Source organism: Acidimicrobiales bacterium (genome assembly GCA_035546775.1).
Taxonomy (GTDB): Bacteria; Actinomycetota; Acidimicrobiia; order Acidimicrobiales; family JACCXE01; genus JACCXE01.
The window spans coordinates 42,305-59,518 of sequence record DASZWD010000052.1; the positions used below are offsets into that span (position 1 = coordinate 42,305).

General features: G+C 69.7%; 18 protein-coding genes. 9 read left to right on the forward strand and 9 right to left on the reverse strand.

The window, feature by feature from the left end; genetic code table 11:
- Window positions 1-2: 2 nt before the first annotated feature.
- The 7 genes from holA to VHC63_12925 form a co-directional block, all read right to left on the reverse strand.
- Window positions 3-992 (reverse strand): DNA polymerase III subunit delta, encoded by a 990-nt coding sequence (holA, locus tag VHC63_12895; GenBank protein HVV37499.1) that lies wholly within the window; start codon window positions 990-992, stop codon window positions 3-5.
- Window positions 989-1,834 (reverse strand): dihydropteroate synthase, encoded by an 846-nt coding sequence (gene folP / locus VHC63_12900; protein ID HVV37500.1) that lies wholly within the window; start codon window positions 1,832-1,834, stop codon window positions 989-991. Before folP ends, holA begins: the two co-directional genes overlap by 4 nt.
- Window positions 1,809-3,602 (reverse strand): ComEC/Rec2 family competence protein, encoded by a 1,794-nt coding sequence (locus VHC63_12905; protein HVV37501.1) that lies wholly within the window; start codon window positions 3,600-3,602, stop codon window positions 1,809-1,811. Before VHC63_12905 ends, folP begins: the two co-directional genes overlap by 26 nt.
- Window positions 3,595-4,260, reverse strand: a complete 666-nt coding sequence (locus tag VHC63_12910; protein HVV37502.1) for a helix-hairpin-helix domain-containing protein — start codon at window positions 4,258-4,260, stop codon at window positions 3,595-3,597. The genes VHC63_12905 and VHC63_12910 overlap by 8 nt, the downstream gene beginning before the upstream one ends.
- Before the next feature lie 141 nt (window positions 4,261-4,401).
- A complete protein-coding gene (locus VHC63_12915) occupies window positions 4,402-4,563 on the reverse strand; it encodes a hypothetical protein (protein ID HVV37503.1) in 162 nt (53 codons plus the stop codon).
- 164 nt (window positions 4,564-4,727) lie between these two features.
- Entirely contained in the window at window positions 4,728-5,321 is a 594-nt protein-coding gene (locus VHC63_12920) for a DinB family protein (protein ID HVV37504.1), read from the reverse strand.
- Complete coding sequence (locus tag VHC63_12925) at window positions 5,288-5,995, reverse strand: tetratricopeptide repeat protein (protein HVV37505.1); 708 nt, start codon at window positions 5,993-5,995, stop codon at window positions 5,288-5,290. The genes VHC63_12920 and VHC63_12925 overlap by 34 nt, the downstream gene beginning before the upstream one ends.
- 59 nt (window positions 5,996-6,054) lie before the next feature.
- Between VHC63_12925 and VHC63_12930 the strand changes: the two genes are divergently transcribed.
- Genes VHC63_12930 through VHC63_12940 form a run of 3 tightly spaced genes read left to right on the forward strand, consistent with a single transcriptional unit; the run spans window position 6,055 to window position 8,829 of the window.
- On the forward strand, window positions 6,055-7,095 hold the full coding sequence (locus tag VHC63_12930; GenBank protein ID HVV37506.1) for a phosphotransferase family protein: 1,041 nt from the start codon (window positions 6,055-6,057) through the stop codon (window positions 7,093-7,095).
- Window positions 7,096-7,098: 3 nt separating this feature from the next.
- On the forward strand, window positions 7,099-7,971 hold the full coding sequence (locus tag VHC63_12935; protein ID HVV37507.1) for a PAC2 family protein: 873 nt from the start codon (window positions 7,099-7,101) through the stop codon (window positions 7,969-7,971).
- A gap of 3 nt (window positions 7,972-7,974) precedes the next feature.
- Complete coding sequence (locus tag VHC63_12940) at window positions 7,975-8,829, forward strand: CPBP family glutamic-type intramembrane protease (protein HVV37508.1); 855 nt, start codon at window positions 7,975-7,977, stop codon at window positions 8,827-8,829.
- Here VHC63_12940 and VHC63_12945 read toward each other — a convergent pair whose 3' ends face one another.
- The gene (locus VHC63_12945; protein ID HVV37509.1) at window positions 8,830-10,119 is read right to left on the reverse strand and encodes a DUF4389 domain-containing protein; all 1,290 of its coding nucleotides are present in this window, start codon (window positions 10,117-10,119) and stop codon (window positions 8,830-8,832) included.
- A 62-nt stretch (window positions 10,120-10,181) separates the two neighbouring features.
- Between VHC63_12945 and VHC63_12950 the strand changes: the two genes are divergently transcribed.
- The 3 genes from VHC63_12950 to VHC63_12960 are packed head-to-tail and all read left to right on the forward strand — an operon-like array spanning window position 10,182 to window position 12,435.
- Entirely contained in the window at window positions 10,182-11,198 is a 1,017-nt protein-coding gene (locus tag VHC63_12950) for an LLM class F420-dependent oxidoreductase (GenBank protein ID HVV37510.1), read from the forward strand.
- 42 nt (window positions 11,199-11,240) lie between these two features.
- Window positions 11,241-11,816 (forward strand): sigma-70 family RNA polymerase sigma factor, encoded by a 576-nt coding sequence (locus VHC63_12955; GenBank protein ID HVV37511.1) that lies wholly within the window; start codon window positions 11,241-11,243, stop codon window positions 11,814-11,816.
- The gene (locus tag VHC63_12960; protein ID HVV37512.1) at window positions 11,806-12,435 is read left to right on the forward strand and encodes a zf-HC2 domain-containing protein; all 630 of its coding nucleotides are present in this window, start codon (window positions 11,806-11,808) and stop codon (window positions 12,433-12,435) included. The genes VHC63_12955 and VHC63_12960 overlap by 11 nt, the downstream gene beginning before the upstream one ends.
- 71 nt (window positions 12,436-12,506) lie before the next feature.
- Here the strand turns inward: VHC63_12960 and VHC63_12965 are convergent, their stop codons facing one another.
- Window positions 12,507-14,171 carry a fatty acyl-AMP ligase gene (locus tag VHC63_12965; protein HVV37513.1) on the reverse strand — a complete coding sequence of 555 codons (1,665 nt, stop codon included), beginning with the start codon at window positions 14,169-14,171 and terminating at the stop codon, window positions 12,507-12,509.
- A 64-nt stretch (window positions 14,172-14,235) separates the two neighbouring features.
- Here VHC63_12965 and VHC63_12970 point away from each other — a divergent pair, with 64 nt between their 5' ends.
- From VHC63_12970 to VHC63_12980, 3 genes are read left to right on the forward strand one after another with little or no spacing between them, the layout of a single operon-like run.
- Window positions 14,236-15,126, forward strand: coding sequence for an ATP-binding cassette domain-containing protein (locus tag VHC63_12970; GenBank protein HVV37514.1), 891 nt, complete (start codon window positions 14,236-14,238; stop codon window positions 15,124-15,126).
- Window positions 15,123-16,307, forward strand: coding sequence for an ABC transporter permease (locus tag VHC63_12975; GenBank protein ID HVV37515.1), 1,185 nt, complete (start codon window positions 15,123-15,125; stop codon window positions 16,305-16,307). The genes VHC63_12970 and VHC63_12975 overlap by 4 nt, the downstream gene beginning before the upstream one ends.
- Window positions 16,304-17,077, forward strand: a complete 774-nt coding sequence (locus VHC63_12980) for a PPK2 family polyphosphate kinase (GenBank protein HVV37516.1) — start codon at window positions 16,304-16,306, stop codon at window positions 17,075-17,077. Before VHC63_12975 ends, VHC63_12980 begins: the two co-directional genes overlap by 4 nt.
- Window positions 17,078-17,214: the final 137 nt, after the last annotated feature.

A 17,214-nucleotide genomic window follows, 5' to 3' on the forward strand; every position in this document is an offset into this window, starting at 1 on the left:
ACTTACCCAGCGCGGCGGGACGAGCGACCCGACGTCCGGCCCGCCCGCGCCAGACGGGCCACGAGAACCTCGAGTACGAGCTCCGGCGCCCAGGCCGAACGCCCCCGCAGGTCGACGTCGGCGTCGGACACGAGCGTGAGCATGCGCAGCAGTGCATCGCTGCCGAGGCGCCGGGACTGGGTGAGCGCTTTGCGCGCTGGGTAGGCGGCGATGCCGAGCAGGGCGGCCGCGTCGGCTTCGCTGGCGACGCCGGCGCCGTCGAGACGCGCCATGCGGGCGACGTGGGTGTGCAACGACGACATGACCCCGAGCGGGTACCGGTTCGAACCCCCGAGCAGGCGACGAAGGGCCTCGATGGCGGCCGCCGGGTCGCCCTTGTCAATGGCATCGGTGAGGTCCCAGGGCGCGGCGCTGCCCGCTTCGCCCAGATACGGCTCGACTTCCGCTGGACCGACCTTGGCGCCGGGTCCGTAGGCGGCGGTCAGGATCGTGATGAGCGGGTCGAGGCGCGCGATGTCTTCGCCCAGATGCCCCTCGATCAGGCGCGCCGCCGCGGCGTCGATCTTGACCGGCGCGTCGTGCAACCGGTCGAGCACCCAGGAAGTGCGCGCCTTGCCCCGCGGTGTAGCGGCGTCGACGACCTGCCCGACCTTCTGCACCGCTTTGACGAGCGGTGCCGGCGTAGTGCCGCCACCGGCCCCGAGCACGATGACCGATCCGTCCATAGGGGCCGCCAGGTATTCGACGAGTGGCGCGACCGCGTTTTGGGTGAAGCGGCCGATCTCTCGGATCACGAGCACGCGGCGCGGCGCCAGGAAGTTCGGGGTGCCAGCGGACTCCGCGGCACTCGCGGGCGCGTCGTCCGCCGCGGACAGGTCCTCGACGATGAGGGAGGCGTCGTCGTCGCCGACGACCTCTTCGAGCGTGGCGCTGATGGCCTGCGCCACGAGGATCGGATCGTCGCCCTTGACCAGATAGACGGGTGCGATCATGCGGCGGTGCCGGCCGCGTGGACGGCGGCGAGGAAGTCACAGATGCGGCGCGAACCGGCCACGTCGTGGACGCGCACGATGCGGCACCCACCGATGATGCCGAGTGCGGTCGCGGCGTGGGACGCCTCGCGCCGGTCGCCGACTTCGAGGTCGAGCAGCTTGCCGAGAAACGTCTTGTTCGACGCCGACAGCAGCAGTGGATAGCCGAGGCTGGCGAGATCGGCCGAGTGGCGCAGCAGCTGGAGCGACTGCTGCCACGTCTTGCCCAGGTCGAGCCCGGCGTCGAGGACGATCCGGTCGGCGGCAACACCGGCGGCGACAGCCCGCTTGGCGCGCTCGACGAGGAACGCACCGACGTCACGCACGACGTCGGCGTACTCGGGTTCGGGGTCGGCAACCCGCGGCTTGAGCCGGATGTGGGTGGCGATCACGGTGGCTCCGGCCGCGGCGGCGACCGGCAGGTACTCGGGGTCGCCGAAGCCACTGATGTCGTTGCCGATGACGGCTCCGAGTTCGTAGGCGCCCTTGGCTACCGACGCGCGCCACGTGTCGACCGAGATCGGCGTGTCGAAGCGCCGCACGAGTGCGTCGATGGCGGGGAGCACGCGGTCGAGCTCCTCCTGCTCGGTCACCTCGGGCCCGGGACCCGCCTTGACGCCGCCAACGTCGAGGATGTCGGCGCCGGCGGCGACGTGCGCGTCGGCGAGGCGCAGAAAGGCGTCGAAGTTCCAGAACTCGCCGCGGTCGTAGAAGGAGTCGGGTGTCCGGTTGAGGATGCCCATCACGAGGCTGCGGTGGGTTACGTCGACTGCCCGGTCACCGAGGCGGAGGATCACGGCCATGGGAAAGCGAGCGTAGCGAGCCGACCCGAGGAGACTGGGCGGGTGTGACGCGCACGCGCAGCGGCGGGCCGGCGTCGACCACCCGAACCGCGGCGTCGCCCACGTCGACCTCCGCCCCGAGACGCGCGGTGTAGGCACCTGCGATCTGATGGTGCTCGGGAGCCAGCACGACCCGCGGGCGAAACGCATGAATGACGGCTTCGGCGGCCTCCGCAGCCGCACCACCGGGCCTTGTCTCGATCAGCACGTCGATGCGATGGACGCGCCGGGCGCGCAGGTCGTCGAGCACGCTCGGCGGCACGCGGGCACCGATGACCACCACGGCGCGCCCGCGCACGACCCATAGGCTCACGTCGGGGGCGATCGTTGCCGCGGCCGCCGGCGCCGGCCCCCGCAACGCCAGACCAACCACGGTCAGCACGGCGGCCGAGGCCACGACTACAAGCCGCCGGTCGACCATCGTCGCTAGCACCGCCAGGCCGACGACGAGCGACGCGACGCCCGCCACCGGGGCGACGGGCAGGGCGGCGGCGTGCTCGGCCACCGCCGCTTCCCACGCCAACGCGAGGTGGGTGGGCGCGTGCAGCAGCGGGGCGAGCGGCGTGACGAGGCCGGCGAGGGTGCCCGCCGTCATGCCCCACATCATCAACGGACCAGCGACGGGCACCGCCAGCACGTTGGCCGGCAGCGACACCAGCGGCACGGTGCCGAACGTCGGCACGAGCACGACCGCGGCACCGAGCTGCGCGCCAATCGACGCCGCTAGCAGCAGCGGAACGCGGCGGCGTCGCAGCGGTGGCGTGAGCACGACGAGCCCGGTGCACGCCGCCACCGACAGCCGGAACCCGACGCTGTGCACCAGCAGCGGGTCGACGAGGACGCAGCCCGTTACCGACAGCGCCAGCAGGCGCGTCGCCGCCATTGGCCGGCCGGCAAAAGCGCCGGCTGCTGCGACCGCCGCCATCGCCTCGGCCCGCAGCACCGACGGCTCCCACCGCGTCAGCGTGCCGAAGGCGAACAGCACGGCGATGGTCGCAGCGAAGCGCCACCACAAGCGGCCGCGACGGACGAGCGGCGCGGCGACGAGGAGGGCGAACGCGACGTTCTCGCCAGAAACCACGAGGAGGTGGGTAAGGCCCGACGCGCGGAAGGCGTCGGCCAGCTCGACGCTCTGACCGCGGTCGTCGCCGAGGACCATGCCGCCGAAGAGCGGCCGCAAGCCCTCGGGCAGGGCCTCGGCGCCGCGGAAAACGACGCGGCGGAAGGCGTTGGCGGCGCGGCCGACGACATTGGCGGCGCGCACGCCCGTCACGCGATTGATGGTCAGTTGCGCGGCGATGTGACGCGGCAGGAGTCGGGCGCGCTGCACCGGTGACAGCGGTGCCAGCGCGCCGTCGACGCGCACGCGCTCGCCCGCCAGGCGCGGCGCGAGCGTCGAGGCGGCCGCGCCGCGCGCGTACGCGGTGACGTGACGATGACCGACCCGTAGCTCGACGCCCACGGCCCCGCCTGTCACCGTTGCCGGATCGGTCAGCAGCGTGGCCCACGTGGCGGGCAGCGCTGTCGCCGGCGGCGGCCGCAAACCATCGAGGGCGCGGGCACCAAGGGCGCTGGCGAGCAGCGCGGTGAACGCGATGAGCAGCCACGGCCGGCGCGCCGCCCACGCCCCGAGCGTGGCAACGCCTACGAGCAGCAACGGCATGGACCGTGCGGTCACAGCTCCGGCGGCGACCGCGATCGCTAGGACAACGACCTGCCGATCAGACACGGGCGTGCGGCTTGATCTGGCTCAGTTTCGACGGACCGATGCCGCGCACGTTGAGCAGGTCGTCGACGGAGCGGAACTTGCCGTGCTGGGTGCGGTAGTCGAGGATCGCCCTGGCCGTTGCCGGTCCGACACCGGGCAGGGTCTCGAGTGCGGTCTCGTCGGCGTCGTTCAGGTTGACGATGGCGTCGGCCGCCGCGCCGCCGGCGCCTCCGCCGTTCGCCAGCGCCGCGACGACCTCGCCCTTGTGCGGGACGTAGATGCGTTCGCCGTCGGTCACGGGCGCGGCGAGGTTGATCTGGTCGAGGTCGGCGTCAGCGGCGGGCCCGCCCGCGGCGGCGACCACATCGGTCACGCGCGACCCGCCCGGCACGGTGACCACACCGGGCTGCGCGACGGCGCCGGCCGCATGCACATGCAGTTCGCCCGATGTGGTGGTGGGGGACGCGTCGGTGCTCGACGGGGCGTCGGCTCGCGGCAGCGACAGCTCGACTTTCGGCGCGCCCGTCGCACCGACACCACCGCGCGCGAACACCAGCGTGCCACCGACTGCGAGCGCGGCAACGACGACGGCGACCACCGCCACCACCGGGATGCTCTGCAACTCGCCGATGCGGTCGCGCCACGACGGCGGCGGCAACGGCCGAGGAAGTTCGTTCACGGGTTCCCCCTGCGCGCGACAACTACGCCAAGGGGGAAGCGGCGAGACCGACGGTAGAAGCCGCGGTCCCGACCCACAAGAGTCAGTTCAAATACGCCGCCTTTACGACCAAGACAAGAAGCCGAGCAACCTCGACGACCACTACGGCATCGTGCGGTCCCGCGGGTTCGGCGACGCCTTGGGCCGGATCGTGATCGACACACCCGACGACATGATGAGTCCGGAAACCGGACTGGCGATCAACCGGCCACCGAGGAGAACCCCCGTCCACGGCGGGCGCAACGTGGCCGCGGTCGGTGTCACCATCCAGTACGAAGACCTCATCAACGGCGTCTGTGCTCCTGCCACCACCACCCCGTGCACGAAGGCGGATGGAACATCGCCTGGACCCCCACCACCGGCACCGTCACCGTCCACGGCCCCGCGGCCAAAACCCTCCAAACAACCACGAGCTTCTTGCGCGCGGCCTAGGTCGTTCGCGGAAACCCGGCGTCGTTGGCGGCGCGGTAGAGGTCGCGCAAGAGGCAGATCTCGGCGCCGTGGTGCATCACTTCGCGGTTGACGTGGAGGACGATGCCGATGAAGGGATCGCCGACGCCCAGCTGCATGTAGGGGATGTCGCCCTCGATGCCGGTGAGCGGTTCCCACAACTTGTCTTCGCCGGCGGTGCGCAGCGCGTCGCACCACTTCGTCTTCCACTCCTCGAAGTAGGCGAGCGCTCCGGTGGCGGACGACGGGAACGGCTCGGTCGTCCAGTCCTCCAGCATCCCGGCGCCGAAGTACGTGTGCCAGCGCGCCATGAAGCAACCCTGGGCGATGTGAGCGAGTCGCCACGCGATGGTGGTGACGGGCGGCGTCGTCTCGCCGCGGCTGCCGGGTGGCCACTCGTAGAAGAGGCCGTCGGCCTCGCGCCGCAGGCAGAAAGCGTCGGGCGTCGGGCGCCAGAGGAACTCGTCGCCGGTGAGGCCCGCCATCCGGTGGGTGACCGACCCCCACCACCAGATGTCGAGCTGCCCGAGGACCGCCCTTAGAACAGGGCCGACGTCAGCTTCTTGCGCCACGCGGCCGTGCGCGGGTCGTCCGCACCCATCAACTCGAGGATGTCGACGAATTGCTGGCGGGCGTCCTCGTCGCTCTTCACGCGCGGCAGCAACGCCTCGAGCTTCGCGTCGTTCTCGTCGCTGTTGTCGCTGGTGACCACCGAACCGGCGCGGGCGCGGGCAGCGACGTGGCGCGTCTCGGCGCTCTCCGGGATGCGCGCCAGCAACGCCAGCGCCTCTTCGTTGTCGCCGCGATCCACGAGCAGGTTCGCCAGCGACAGGACACCGTCGACGTGGCCGGGCTCCATCGCCAACGCGGCGCGCAAGGAGGCTTCGTCGCCTCTCTCCACCAGCAGGTCGACTTCGGACGGCGGCGGGGCCAGGTTCTCCACGAAGGCGCGCACCTGCGCCTCGGGAATGGCGCCGATGAAGTTGTCCACGACGCGGCGATCCTTGAGCGCGTAGACCGCGGGGATCGACTGGACGCGGAACGTGGCGCTCACCCGCGGGTTGGCGTCGACGTCGACCTTCACGAGTTCGACGCGCCCGTCGGTTTCGGCCACGACCTTCTCGATGATCGGACCCAGCGTTTTGCACGGTCCGCACCATTCGGCCCACAGGTCGACGATGACCGGAACCTCGGTCGAACGCTCGAGGACGTCGCGTTCGAATGTGTCGTCAGTGGCGTCAATCACGATAGAGACGCTAACGCTCAAAACGACTCACGTAATCCACGAGCAGGTAGTTTCGGCCTATGGCAGATCCCACGGGCATCAACGTCGCCGGGGTGACCGGTTGGTTCGCCCAGCACGTCCCCGAGGCCGTGGCGCCGTTGACGTTCGAGCTCGTCGCCGGCGGCCGCTCCAACCTCACGTTCTCGGTCACCGATGCCAACGGACGCAAGTGGGTGCTGCGCCGCCCGCCGACGAGCCACGTGCTCGCGTCGGCCCACGACATGGGTCGGGAGCACCGCCTGATCGCCGCCCTCGGTCCGACGAACGTCCCGGTCCCCGTCGCCGTCGGCTTGTGCACCGACGAGGCGGTGAACGGTGCGCCGTTCTACGTCATGGAGTTCGTCGAGGGCACGATCGTGCGCGACGCCGCAACGGCCGAGAAGCTGTTCACCGAAGAGCAGCGCCGCCACATGGGCGAGGACATCATCGACACGCTCGTCGCCATCCACGCCGTCGACCTCAAGGAGGTCGGCCTCGACGACCTGGCGCGCCACGACGGCTACATCGAGCGCCAACTCAAGCGCTGGCACTCGCAGTTCACGGCGTCGGCGGCGCAGAACGAGCGCACCGTGCCCGTCATCGACGAGATGCACGACTTCCTCGCCGCCCGCATTCCCGAGCAGGGTCCAGCGGCGATTGTGCACGGCGACTACCGCCTCGACAACTGCATGATCGCGGCGGACGGATCGGTCGCCGCCGTCCTCGACTGGGAGCTGTGCACCCTCGGCGACCCCCTCGCCGACATGGGCCTGCTCATGGTCTATTGGAACGAGAAGAGCGACCGTGACTCGGCGCTGCCAGCGGTCAGCGCCACCGCGGTCGACGGCTTTCCGTCGCGCGCTGAGCTCAAGCAGCGGTATGCCGACAAGACCGGCCGTGACGTCGCCGAGCTCGACTTCTACGTCTCGTTCGGTTACTGGAAGCTCGCCTGCATCCTCGAGGGCGTCTTCGCCCGCTACGCCCACGGCGCCATGGGCAACGACGGCGCGGCGTTCGAAGGCTTCGGCCAGCAGGTTGTCTTCCTCGGCGAGCAGGCCAAGAACGCGGCGAGGAATCTGTAGCGCATGCCGTTGTATGTCCCCGAGGAGCACGTCGAACTCGAGCGGCCCGTCTTCGTGCTGGCGCTCGACGGATGGGTCGACGCCGGCTCGGGCACGGCGATGGCGCGTGACTCGCTGCTCGAGCAGATGGACACGCACCGCATCGGGTCCTTCGACGCCGACGCGCTGATCGACTATCGCGCTCGCCGGCCGACGATGCAGCTCTCCGACGGCGTGATCCAGTCGGTGGAGTGGCCCACGATCGAAGTGCGCTACGGCGTCGACCGCGGCGGCAACGACGTCGTCGTCATTCACGGCCCCGAACCCGACGCCGCGTGGCGCGCCTTCTGCGCCGAGGTGGTCGCGCTCGCCCAGGGCTACGAAGCGCGCATGGTCGTCGGCCTCGGTTCGTTCCCCGCGCCCGTCCCCCACACCCGCCCGACCCGGCTGGCCTCCACCGCCGCGACCCGCGCCCTGGCCGAGCAGATCGGCTACGTGAAGGGCGCGATCGAAGTGCCCTGCGGCATCCACGCCGCGATCGAAGCGAGCTGCCAGGCCGTCGGCATGCCGGCGCTCGGCGTGTGGGCCCGGGTGCCGCACTACCTCGCCGCCTCTGCGTATCCCGCGGCCGCCGCGGCGTTGATCGACGGTCTCGCGAGTGTCGCCGGCCTCACCCTGCAGTCGGCGGACCTGCATTCCGAAGCCGCGGCGGCGAAGTTGCGTATCGACTCGCTCGTAGCGGAATCGGCCGAGCACCGAGCGCTGGTGGCGCAGCTCGAGCAGCAGGTCGACGCGGACGACGACTCCGTCGGCCCGACCCCGATCGCCACCGACCCCGCCGCGCTCGAAGAAGGACTCAGCGCGATCGAAGAGTTCCTGCGGGACCAGAACTCCTAGCGCGTGGAGACGACACCGGCGAAGGGATGGTACGCCGATCCGTTCGGCCGCCACCGCTACCGCTTCTGGGACGGAGCGCGCTGGACGGGGTACGCCGCCGACGCCGAGGTGCTGTGGGACGACGTCGAACCGGCCAACGCCGGAATCGCCGAAGTCGACGTCGCCCCCGTCAAGCCGGGCGTCATCACCGCCGTGTTGGGTTACGGCATCGGCGTTGGGCTCGCGATCCTCGTCGACGTGTTGTTCCACACGGTCGACAAGCACGACAAGTACCGCCTGCTGCACGTGATCGTGAGCCAGCTCGGGCTGTGGTCGGGCCTCATCGGCGCGTGCGTGGTGGTGAGCCGCCGGCGCGGCACCGGTTCACTGCGGCGCGACTTCGACTGGCGCTTCCGCAAGATCGACGTTGGCCTCGGACTCGCCGGCGCCTTCGCCGGACGACTCGTCGGCGGCATCGTCGTGGCCCCGATTCCGATTCCCTTCCGGCACCCGACCGCGCCCGAGAAGGACATCTTCAATCGGGTGGCGCGCGGGCCGCTCGACTGGATCGTCCTCGTGTTGATCGTGTGCGTCGGCGCGCCGCTCATCGAAGAACTGTTCTTCCGCGGTCTGATGCAGCCGCGCCTGGTGCAGCGCTTCGGCACCGCCCCGGGGCTCGTGGCGACGGCGCTGCTATTCGGCGCCGCCCACATGATCAATTGGCAGGGCCGCATCACGTTCATCTACGCCGCGTCGATCGCGGGCGGTGGTCTTGTGCTCGGCCTGCTCCGTCACCTGACCGGACGCCTCGGCCCGGGCACGTGGGCCCACTTCTTCTTCAACGCCCAGGCGGTGGCGTTGACCGCGCTGCTGACGTAGTCAGTTGGTGTTGTCGGCGTTGTAGGCGAAGTCGGAGTAGTCCTGGTTGAAGCGGTTGAGCGCCGATTGGTAATCGGCAGCCGCCGCGCCGTAGTCGGCCTGGGTTGAGGCCACCGCCATGCGCCGCAGCGCGGAGGAACAGTCGTGCGCGTCCGCGATCAGCGGCGACGCGTCGAGCTGCGCGGGGAAGCTGATGTTCCCCACTTCGGTGGCAAAGCCGTCGAACGCGTTGGCGAGTCGATTGTTGGCGTCGTGCAGGCACGTCAGGCCGCCGCTGATGGCGCACTGCTGCGCGTCGGCGCCGAACTGGTTGACGGCGACCCCCAGCGTGTGGTGGCTGTCGTCGAGCTTCTGGTACGCCCGCGCCGTCTTCACCCCGGTCACGCCGCCGACGACGATAAGGCCGCCATAGACGACGATCGTGAGCACGATGAACGTCACGAGCAACCGGCGCGCCGCCTTCGACAAAACCAGCCGCGTGATGCGCGGTCTCTCGGGCAGGTCTGGTTCGCCCAATGCGGCTGCCGCCGCAGCAGGCGCCGGCGGGTCGCCCCACAACGCCTTGGGCTGCTCGGCGGTGAGCATGAACGCGAACGCCTGGAAGCGGGTCGCGTAACGCAGGACGGCGGCGTTCGCTTCCCACAACGGCGTCGGGAGGCGTCCGAGGATCAGGGTGATGATCCATCCCACGATCATGGCGATCTGCATCCCGACACCGACGAGGAACGTCATGATTCCCGCCGGAACCAACAGAATCGGGCGGAAGAACACCGCCGCTCGATTGAGCTGGCCCGGATGCGTCGCGACGCTGACCGCGTAGTCGGAGTTCGCCAGCGCGAACGGCGGATACTGGTCGGTCAACAGCATGTACGAGTACGCGTAGACCCGCGCCTGGTACTGGACGACGTCGGAGAGGAAGTTCGCCATTCCCTCGGGAACGCGCGCGGTGAAGAGCGCGGCGAACCACGCAATGACGCCGACGGCGCCGGCGGCGATAGTGACGAGTTCGAGCCAGAAGAAGTGCGGTATGGCGAGGATCAGCCGCAGCGCGACCGTCCAGCGTCGCTGCGTCGTGGGCCCGTCGAAGGTGACCACAACGTGGTCGTCGCGCTCGGGTTCCGCCTGGGGCGACACGAATTCCACGACGGGAGGGCCTACCGGCGGCGTCGTCACCGTCGGCGGTTCCGGCGGCGCCGGTGGTGCGGCCGGTTCGTTCGCCGGTTCCTCGCGGCCGGGAGCGCGGAGAGGCCGCTCACGCCGCGGACGGGCGGGCACCTCGTCATCAGCCATGCGCGCAGTTTCCCATGGCGGGGAGCCGCCACGTCGGATGATTTGCCTTTAGTGTGCGCGGCATGAAAGTTGACGGAGGACTCGGGTTCGGCGGATCGACCGAAGGCGTTGGCGCGCTCGCCAAACTGCAGGAAGACCAGGGCTACAGCGGCATCTGGAGCGCGGAAACATCCCATGACCCGTTTTTCCCGCTGCTGCTCGCGGCCGAGGCGACCGACACCATCGAGCTTGGTACCGGCATCGCCGTGGCCTTCGCCCGCAATCCGATGATCACCGCCATGACGGCGAACGACTTGCAGCTGGCATCCAAGGGCCGCTTCCTGCTCGGCCTCGGCAGCCAGATCAAGCCCCACATCGAGAAGCGCTTCTCGATGCCGTGGTCGCACCCTGCGCCCCGGATGCGCGAGTTCGTGCTCGCGATGCGCGCCATCTGGGATTGCTGGAACAACGGCACGAAGCTCGACTTCCGCGGCGAGTTCTACACCCACGCGCTGATGACGCCGTTCTTCTCCCCCGGCCCGAACCCCTACGGTCCGCCCAAGGTGTTCCTCGCCGCCGTCGGCGAGAAGATGACCGAAGTGTGCGGCGAGACGTGCGACGGCATGCTCGTGCACGGCTTCACCACCGAGCGCTACATCCGAGAGGTCACGCTGCCGGCGCTCGAGCGCGGCTTCAAGGCGGGCAACCGCGAACGCTCGCAGTTCGAGCTGTCGATCCCGGCGTTCGTCGTTACCGGCGCAAACGACGAGGAGATGGAGAAGGCGGCGGTGGGTGTGCGGCGCCAGATCGCGTTCTACGGGTCGACGCCGGCCTACAAGGGCGTGCTCGAACTCCACGGGTGGGACGACGTGCACCCGAAGCTCAACGCCATGTCGAAGGAGGGCAAGTGGGAAGAGATGGGCACGGTCATCAACGACGACATCCTTGATGCCTTCGCCGTCGTCGCCTCGCCCGACAAGGTCGCGTCAGGCCTGCTGGCGCGCTACGGCGACATCCTCGACCGCCTCTCGTTCTACGCCCCCTACGGCGGCGATCGCGACGTGTGGGCGCAGGTCGTCGCCGAACTCAAGGCGGGGTAGCACCCGAAGCAATCCCGGCGGGCCCTCGGTTCGTACATAGACGTGTGGGCTGCGACTGACGACGCGTTGCTCGCCGGCATGGCCGCCGGCGATGCCGATGCCGCCGTCGCGTTCGTGCGTCGGTTTCAGCGCCGCGTGTACGGCCTCGCCTACGCCGTGACCAACGACGCCACGCTGGCCGACGACATCGCCCAGGAAGCGTTCGTGCGCGCCTGGAAGGCCGCGGCGGTGTTCGACGCCCGCCGCGCGTCCGTGGCGACGTGGTTGCTGACCATCACGCGCAACGCCGCCATCGACGCGCTGCGGATGCGGCGGGCGACGCCATCGGACCCCGACGCCCTCGCCGCCGTGTTGCCCCCGTCGACCATCGGCCTCGCCGACGTGCCGGCGCTGGAGGCGAGCGACACGGCGCAGGTGCGCGCCGCGGTGGCGTCGCTGCCCGAGGCACAAAGGCGCGCCGTGCTGCTCGCCGTCGTCGGCGGTCGCACCGCCGCTGAAGTCGCCGAGGCCGAGTCGATTCCGCTCGGCACGGCCAAGACCCGCATCCGCCAGGCGATGATCCGCCTGCGCGACCAACTCGCTTCCCTGGCTCCCAACGAGGAACACCATGAGTCTTGACTGCGCCCTCGCGCGCAACCTGTTGCCCGAGTACGCCGCCGGCGCCCTCGACGGGCGCGATCGCAGCGCGGTCGAAGCCCACGTGCAGACGTGCGCCGAGTGCCGGGCCGAAGCCGACGCCTTCGTCGAGGTGGCCGATGCCGTCCTCGGGTTGGCGCCGCTCGCCGAGCCGCCGGTCGGCTTCGAGGCGAAGGTTCTCTCCCGGGTCCAAGGGGCCAGCGCGCCGCGTCGCGGTCGCCGCGTCGCGCTGCGTCTGCTGGCGGCCGCCGCCGCACTGCTCGTGGTCGGCCTCGGCCTGGGCCGGCTGAGCGCGCCGTCGACCAGCAGTGACCTGCACACGGTTGCCTTGCGGGCACAGGGCACGTACGTCGGCAAGGCGTGGGTGCACGCCGGCACCCCGGGGTGGATCTACGTCGACATGCGCTCGGACGAGAGCTACCCGTCGCTCACGCTGCAGGTGATCGACCAGAGCGGCCACGTCACGTCCGTGGGCGACCTCGCGCTGCACGCCGGCCACGGCACCCTCGGCGCCCGCAGCCCCGTGCCCGTCGCCACGATCCGGTCCATCCGCATGATCGAACCCGACGGCTCGATCGTGTGCCAGGGAACGCTCAGCTAGCGCACCCCGCGCAACTTGTGTTCTGTCGCACACGAAACGGGTGCGACAGAACACAAGTTTGGATGCGTGACCTAAGCGGGCTGAAGGTCGTCGCTTTCGTAGCGGCTGCGGCACAGGCTGCGCTGCAGCTTGCCCGAGCTGGTCTTGGGGAGGCTGCCGGGGAGGACGAGGATGACGTCGTCGGTGGGCAGGCCGACCGCCTCGCGCACGCGGGTGGCGACTTGAGCGCGGATCGGTTCGTGGTCGTCGGCTTTCGTCTCGGCGACGACGACGAGGCGTTCCTTGCCCCGCTCGTTCTGGATGCTGAAGGCGATGACGTTGCCCGGGCGCACACCGTCCACCCGCTCGGCGGCGCGCTCGACGTCTTCGGGGAACACGTTGCGGCCCCCGACGATGATCACATCCTTGATGCGGCCGCACAGCGCCAGCTCACCGTCGACGAGATAGCCGAGGTCGCCGGTGCGGAACCACTCGCCGCGGAAGGTGGCCGCCGTTTCTTCGGGGCGCTGGTAGTAACCCGGAGTGACGGAGGTGCCGCGGATTTCAAGTTCGCCCACCTCACGCTCGCGCATGGCCGACCCCGTCTCGGGATCGGTGATGCGGATTTCGAGTCCCGGGATCGGACGGCCGAGGAGCGCGAAGCTGCGCGCCTGCGCGGCGGACGGGTCCACGACGGCGGCGAAGTGGTCCGATTCGACGACGCGGCTGTCGACGGTGTCGACCCGCAGTCCCGTACCGGGTACCGGGAACGTGCCGGCGATGGCGAGCTCCGCCATCCCGAAGGCCGGGAAAGCGGCGCCGGGTGCGAAGCCGAACGGCGCGCCCGCCTCGCAGAACTCGTTGACCGTCGCTGGGTTGACCGGCTCGGCACCGTTGAGCGCCAGGCGCCAGCGCGAGAGGTCGAGCCCGCTGGCACGCCGCAGCGCCCGCGCCGCCAACGCGTAGGAGAAGTTGGGCCCGGCGGTGCACGTCCCGCCGTAGGCCGAGATCCATTCGACCCAGCGCGCCGGCGCCGCCATGAAGTCCTGCGGCGACGCGAGGACGAGGTCGATCCCCAGCACCATCGGCAGGGTGAACAACCCGATGAGGCCCATGTCGTGGTACAGCGGCAGCCACGAGACGGCGACGTCGTCGTCGGTGAGTTGCGCGGCGGTTGCCGCGCCGTCGAGGTTCGCCAGCACCGTGCGGTGCGGCAGCATCACGCCCTTGGGATCCGACGTCGAACCCGACGTGAACTGCAGGACGGCGAGGCTTTCGGGATCGACGACGGGGACGTCGAACATGTCGGGTCGCCGCGTGCCCGCCTCGGCGAACAGGTCGCGCATCAACACGACGGGAGGGTCGGCGGCGACCGGTTCGTAAAAGGCGGCGAGGTCGTCGTCGATAACGATGACATCGGTATCGGCGGCGCGGATACGCGCGCGGGTCTGCGTGACGAACTCCTCGACCGATCCGAGGCGCATCGGCAACGGCAGCACCATCGCCGTGGCCCCCGACAGCCAGGTGGCTTGGAGCGTCGTCGTCAGTGTGCGACTGGTGGTGCCGAGCAAGGCCACATGGGCACCCGGTCCGACGCCGTGTGCTGCGAGGGCACCGGCGACGCGTCGCGCGTCGTCGAGCAACTCGGTCCATCGCACTTCGTCCACCTGGTCGCCCGTGATGAAGCGCACTCGTCCGCCACGATCGGCAGCGGCGAGCATGCGTCCAGCCAGCGTCGTTTCGACAATCTCCGCCACGAGTGGTCTGACCTACCCGCCCGTGTTCCGGTTACACGTGAACATTTCGTTAGGGTGCGCGGCAATGTTGATCGCGGAGGGCTTGACCAGGCGATTCGGTGAGGTGGTCGCGCTCGACGGTCTCTCGCTGCGGGTCGCTCCGGGTGAAGTCGTCGGCTTTCTCGGCCCGAACGGCTCGGGCAAGACGACGGCGTTGCGCAGCATCCTCGGCATCTCCGAGCCCGACAGCGGCACGGTGACGTGGAAGGGCAAGCCTGTCGACAGCGACTCGCGCCGCCATTTCGGTTACCTGCCCGAGGAGCGCGGCCTGTATCCGGGGATGAAGATCGCCGAGCAGCTCGCCTACTTCGCTCAGCTGTACGGCGTCGAGCACACACGCGCCCTCGAGAACGCCCACAAGCTGCTGGCGCGGCTCGGCCTCGGTGAGCGCGCCGAGGACAAGGTTGATGCGCTCTCCCTTGGCAACCAACAGCGCGTGCAACTCGCGGCGGCGCTCGTGCACGAGCCCGAGCTGCTCGTGCTCGACGAGCCGTTCAGCGGCCTCGACCCGATCTCGATCGAGAACGTCGGGGGCATCCTCCGCGAGCAAGCCGACGCCGGCGTCGCGGTCGTCTTCTCGAGCCATCAACTCGACCTTGTCGAGGACTTCTGCGAACGGGTGACGATCGTCGCCAACGGCCGAGTCGTCGCCGAAGGCGACATCGACGACCTGCGCCGGGGTGGCGACCCGCGCCTCATCGTGCAGGTCGAGGGCGACACGACCTCCACGTGGGCCAACCGTCTGCGCGGCGTCACGGTGGTCGACAACGCTGACGGCCGCCTCCGGCTGCGCCTGGCGTCGACCGCCGACCCCCAGGCGGTGCTGGTGGCCGCCCAGCAGCGCGGCCCCGTGGTCGAGTTCCGCTACGAGCAGCGCCGGCTCTCCGAAGTATTCCGCGAGGCGGTCGAAGGATGAAGTCGAGCGAGACGATCCGGCTCGTGGCCATGCGCGAGTTACGCGACCGCCTGCGCAGCCGCGTCTTCCGCGTGACGACGCTCGTCAGCGCCGCCATCGTGGCGGCGTTGATCGTGCTCCCCCACGTCAACGAGAAACCGAAGACCTACGACGTCGGCTTGGTCGGCCAGACCGATCCGGCCATCCGCGCCGCGGTCTCGAATATGGGTCCGGCGCTGTCGGCGACGGTGCGCGTCCACGACGTCGCGTCCGAACAGGCGGCGCGCCGCCAACTGCGCTCGGGCAACCTCGACGTGGCGCTCGTCAACGGCCGCAACGTGATCATCGACGACCCCGTCGACCCCGACCGCGTCACCGGGCGCGTCCGGCTCGTCGCCGCCATCTCCGAAGCAGCTCGCCTGCAAACGGCGTTGACCGACGCCGGCCTCACGTCGGAGCAAGCGGCGCAGATTCTGCGGCGGCCGTCGCTACCCGTGACGGCGCTGGGCAAGGCAAAGCCGGCCGCCAACGACCAAGTGACGACGCTGGTCGGCGTCATCGCGATCTTCATCTTCTTCCAGACCTACGGGTCGTGGATCCTCGTGGGGGTCGCCGAGGAGAAGAGTTCGCGTATTGCCGAAGTGCTGTTGGCGGCGGTCCGGCCGCGCCACCTCGTCGGCGGCAAGATCCTCGGCATCGGCATCGCCGGCCTAGCGCAGGCGATCGTCGTCGCCGCCACCGCCATCATCGCGTCGCGCGTCGTCGGCTCCGACGTGCTCCGGGGCGCGCACGCCTTCGGCGCCGTGGCGGCGGTGGGCTGGTTCGTGCTCGGCTTCGCCTTCTACAGCTGGCTCTACGCCGCCGCCGGCTCGCTGGTGAGCCGGCAGACCGAGGCGCAGGCCGCCGGTTTTCCGATCAGTGTGCCGCTTTTCGTCGGTTACTTCGCCGCAATTGCATCGGTCAGTTCGAGTGCACCGTCGCCGCTGGTGCGGGTCCTCGCCTACCTGCCGCCGACCGCGCCGATGTGCATGCCCGTGTTGATCGAGGCGCACGCAGTTGCCGCGTGGCAAGTCGGCCTCACAATCGTGTTCAGCCTCGTCGCCGCACTGGTGATGGCGCGCGTCGCCGGCGCCATCTACAGCAATTCGATCCTGCGAACGGGTAAGCGCATCAAGTGGTCCGAAGCGCTGCGGTCGGCATGAGCGTCGACTTCGCCAACATCGACCCTGCGTCGACTCCCGACGCGCCCGGTGACGAGGCCGCGACCCTCGCCGCCACCGAAGCGCTCACCGAAAAGCTCGCCACGCTCCAGGAACGGCTCTACGCCGAGGCCAAGCAGTCGCTGCTGGTGGTGCTCCAAGCGATGGACACCGGCGGCAAGGACGGAACCATCAAGCACGTCTTCCGCATCGTGAACCCACTGGGCGTGCACGTGGCGTCGTTCAAGCAGCCGACGCCCCTCGAACTGGCGCACGACTTCCTGTGGCGCGTGCACGCCAAGACGCCGGCCAAGGGCGACATCGTCATCTTCAACCGATCCCACTACGAGTCGGTGCTGGTCGAACGGGTGCACGACATCGTGCCCAAGAGCGTGTGGAAGCAGCGCTACGACCAGATCAACGCCTTCGAGCAACTGCTCGTCGCCGACCGTACGACGATCGTGAAGTTCTTCTTCTACATCTCGAAGGTCGAGCAGCGTCAGCGGTTACTGGCGCGCTTGGACGACCCGAAGAAGCGCTGGAAGTTCAATCCCGGTGATGTCGCCGAGCGCCAGTACTGGGACAAGTACATCGCCGCGTATCAAGACGCCGTGAACAAGACGAACACCGAGTCCGCGCCCTGGTACGTCGTGCCGGCCAACCACAAGTGGTACCGCAACTACGTCGTCAGCAAGGTGCTGGTCGATACGCTCGATCGGATGAACCCGAAATATCCCGAGCGCGACGTCTCAGGCGTCTCGCGCGACTTCTAGACGACGACGTTGACGAGCGCCGGCGGGCGCGTGATCACCTTGCGGGGGGCGTTGCCGTTCAGCAGCTCGACGATTCGGGGCAGCGCCAGCGCCGTCGCTTCGACGGTGGCGGCATCGGCGTCGGATGCGACCTCGAC

Coding starts and splice junctions, on each gene's coding strand:
- VHC63_12950 (HVV37510.1), top strand. CDS start 10,182: ATGAAAGTTGACGGAGGACTCGGGTTCGGCGGATCGACCGAAGGCGTT.
- VHC63_12945 (HVV37509.1), bottom strand. CDS start 10,119: ATGGCTGATGACGAGGTGCCCGCCCGTCCGCGGCGTGAGCGGCCTCTC.
- VHC63_12960 (HVV37512.1), top strand. CDS start 11,806: ATGAGTCTTGACTGCGCCCTCGCGCGCAACCTGTTGCCCGAGTACGCC.
- VHC63_12930 (HVV37506.1), top strand. CDS start 6,055: ATGGCAGATCCCACGGGCATCAACGTCGCCGGGGTGACCGGTTGGTTC.
- VHC63_12975 (HVV37515.1), top strand. CDS start 15,123: ATGAAGTCGAGCGAGACGATCCGGCTCGTGGCCATGCGCGAGTTACGC.
- VHC63_12980 (HVV37516.1), top strand. CDS start 16,304: ATGAGCGTCGACTTCGCCAACATCGACCCTGCGTCGACTCCCGACGCG.
- VHC63_12935 (HVV37507.1), top strand. CDS start 7,099: ATGCCGTTGTATGTCCCCGAGGAGCACGTCGAACTCGAGCGGCCCGTC.
- VHC63_12970 (HVV37514.1), top strand. CDS start 14,236: ATGTTGATCGCGGAGGGCTTGACCAGGCGATTCGGTGAGGTGGTCGCG.
- folP (HVV37500.1), bottom strand. CDS start 1,834: ATGGCCGTGATCCTCCGCCTCGGTGACCGGGCAGTCGACGTAACCCAC.
- holA (HVV37499.1), bottom strand. CDS start 992: ATGATCGCACCCGTCTATCTGGTCAAGGGCGACGATCCGATCCTCGTG.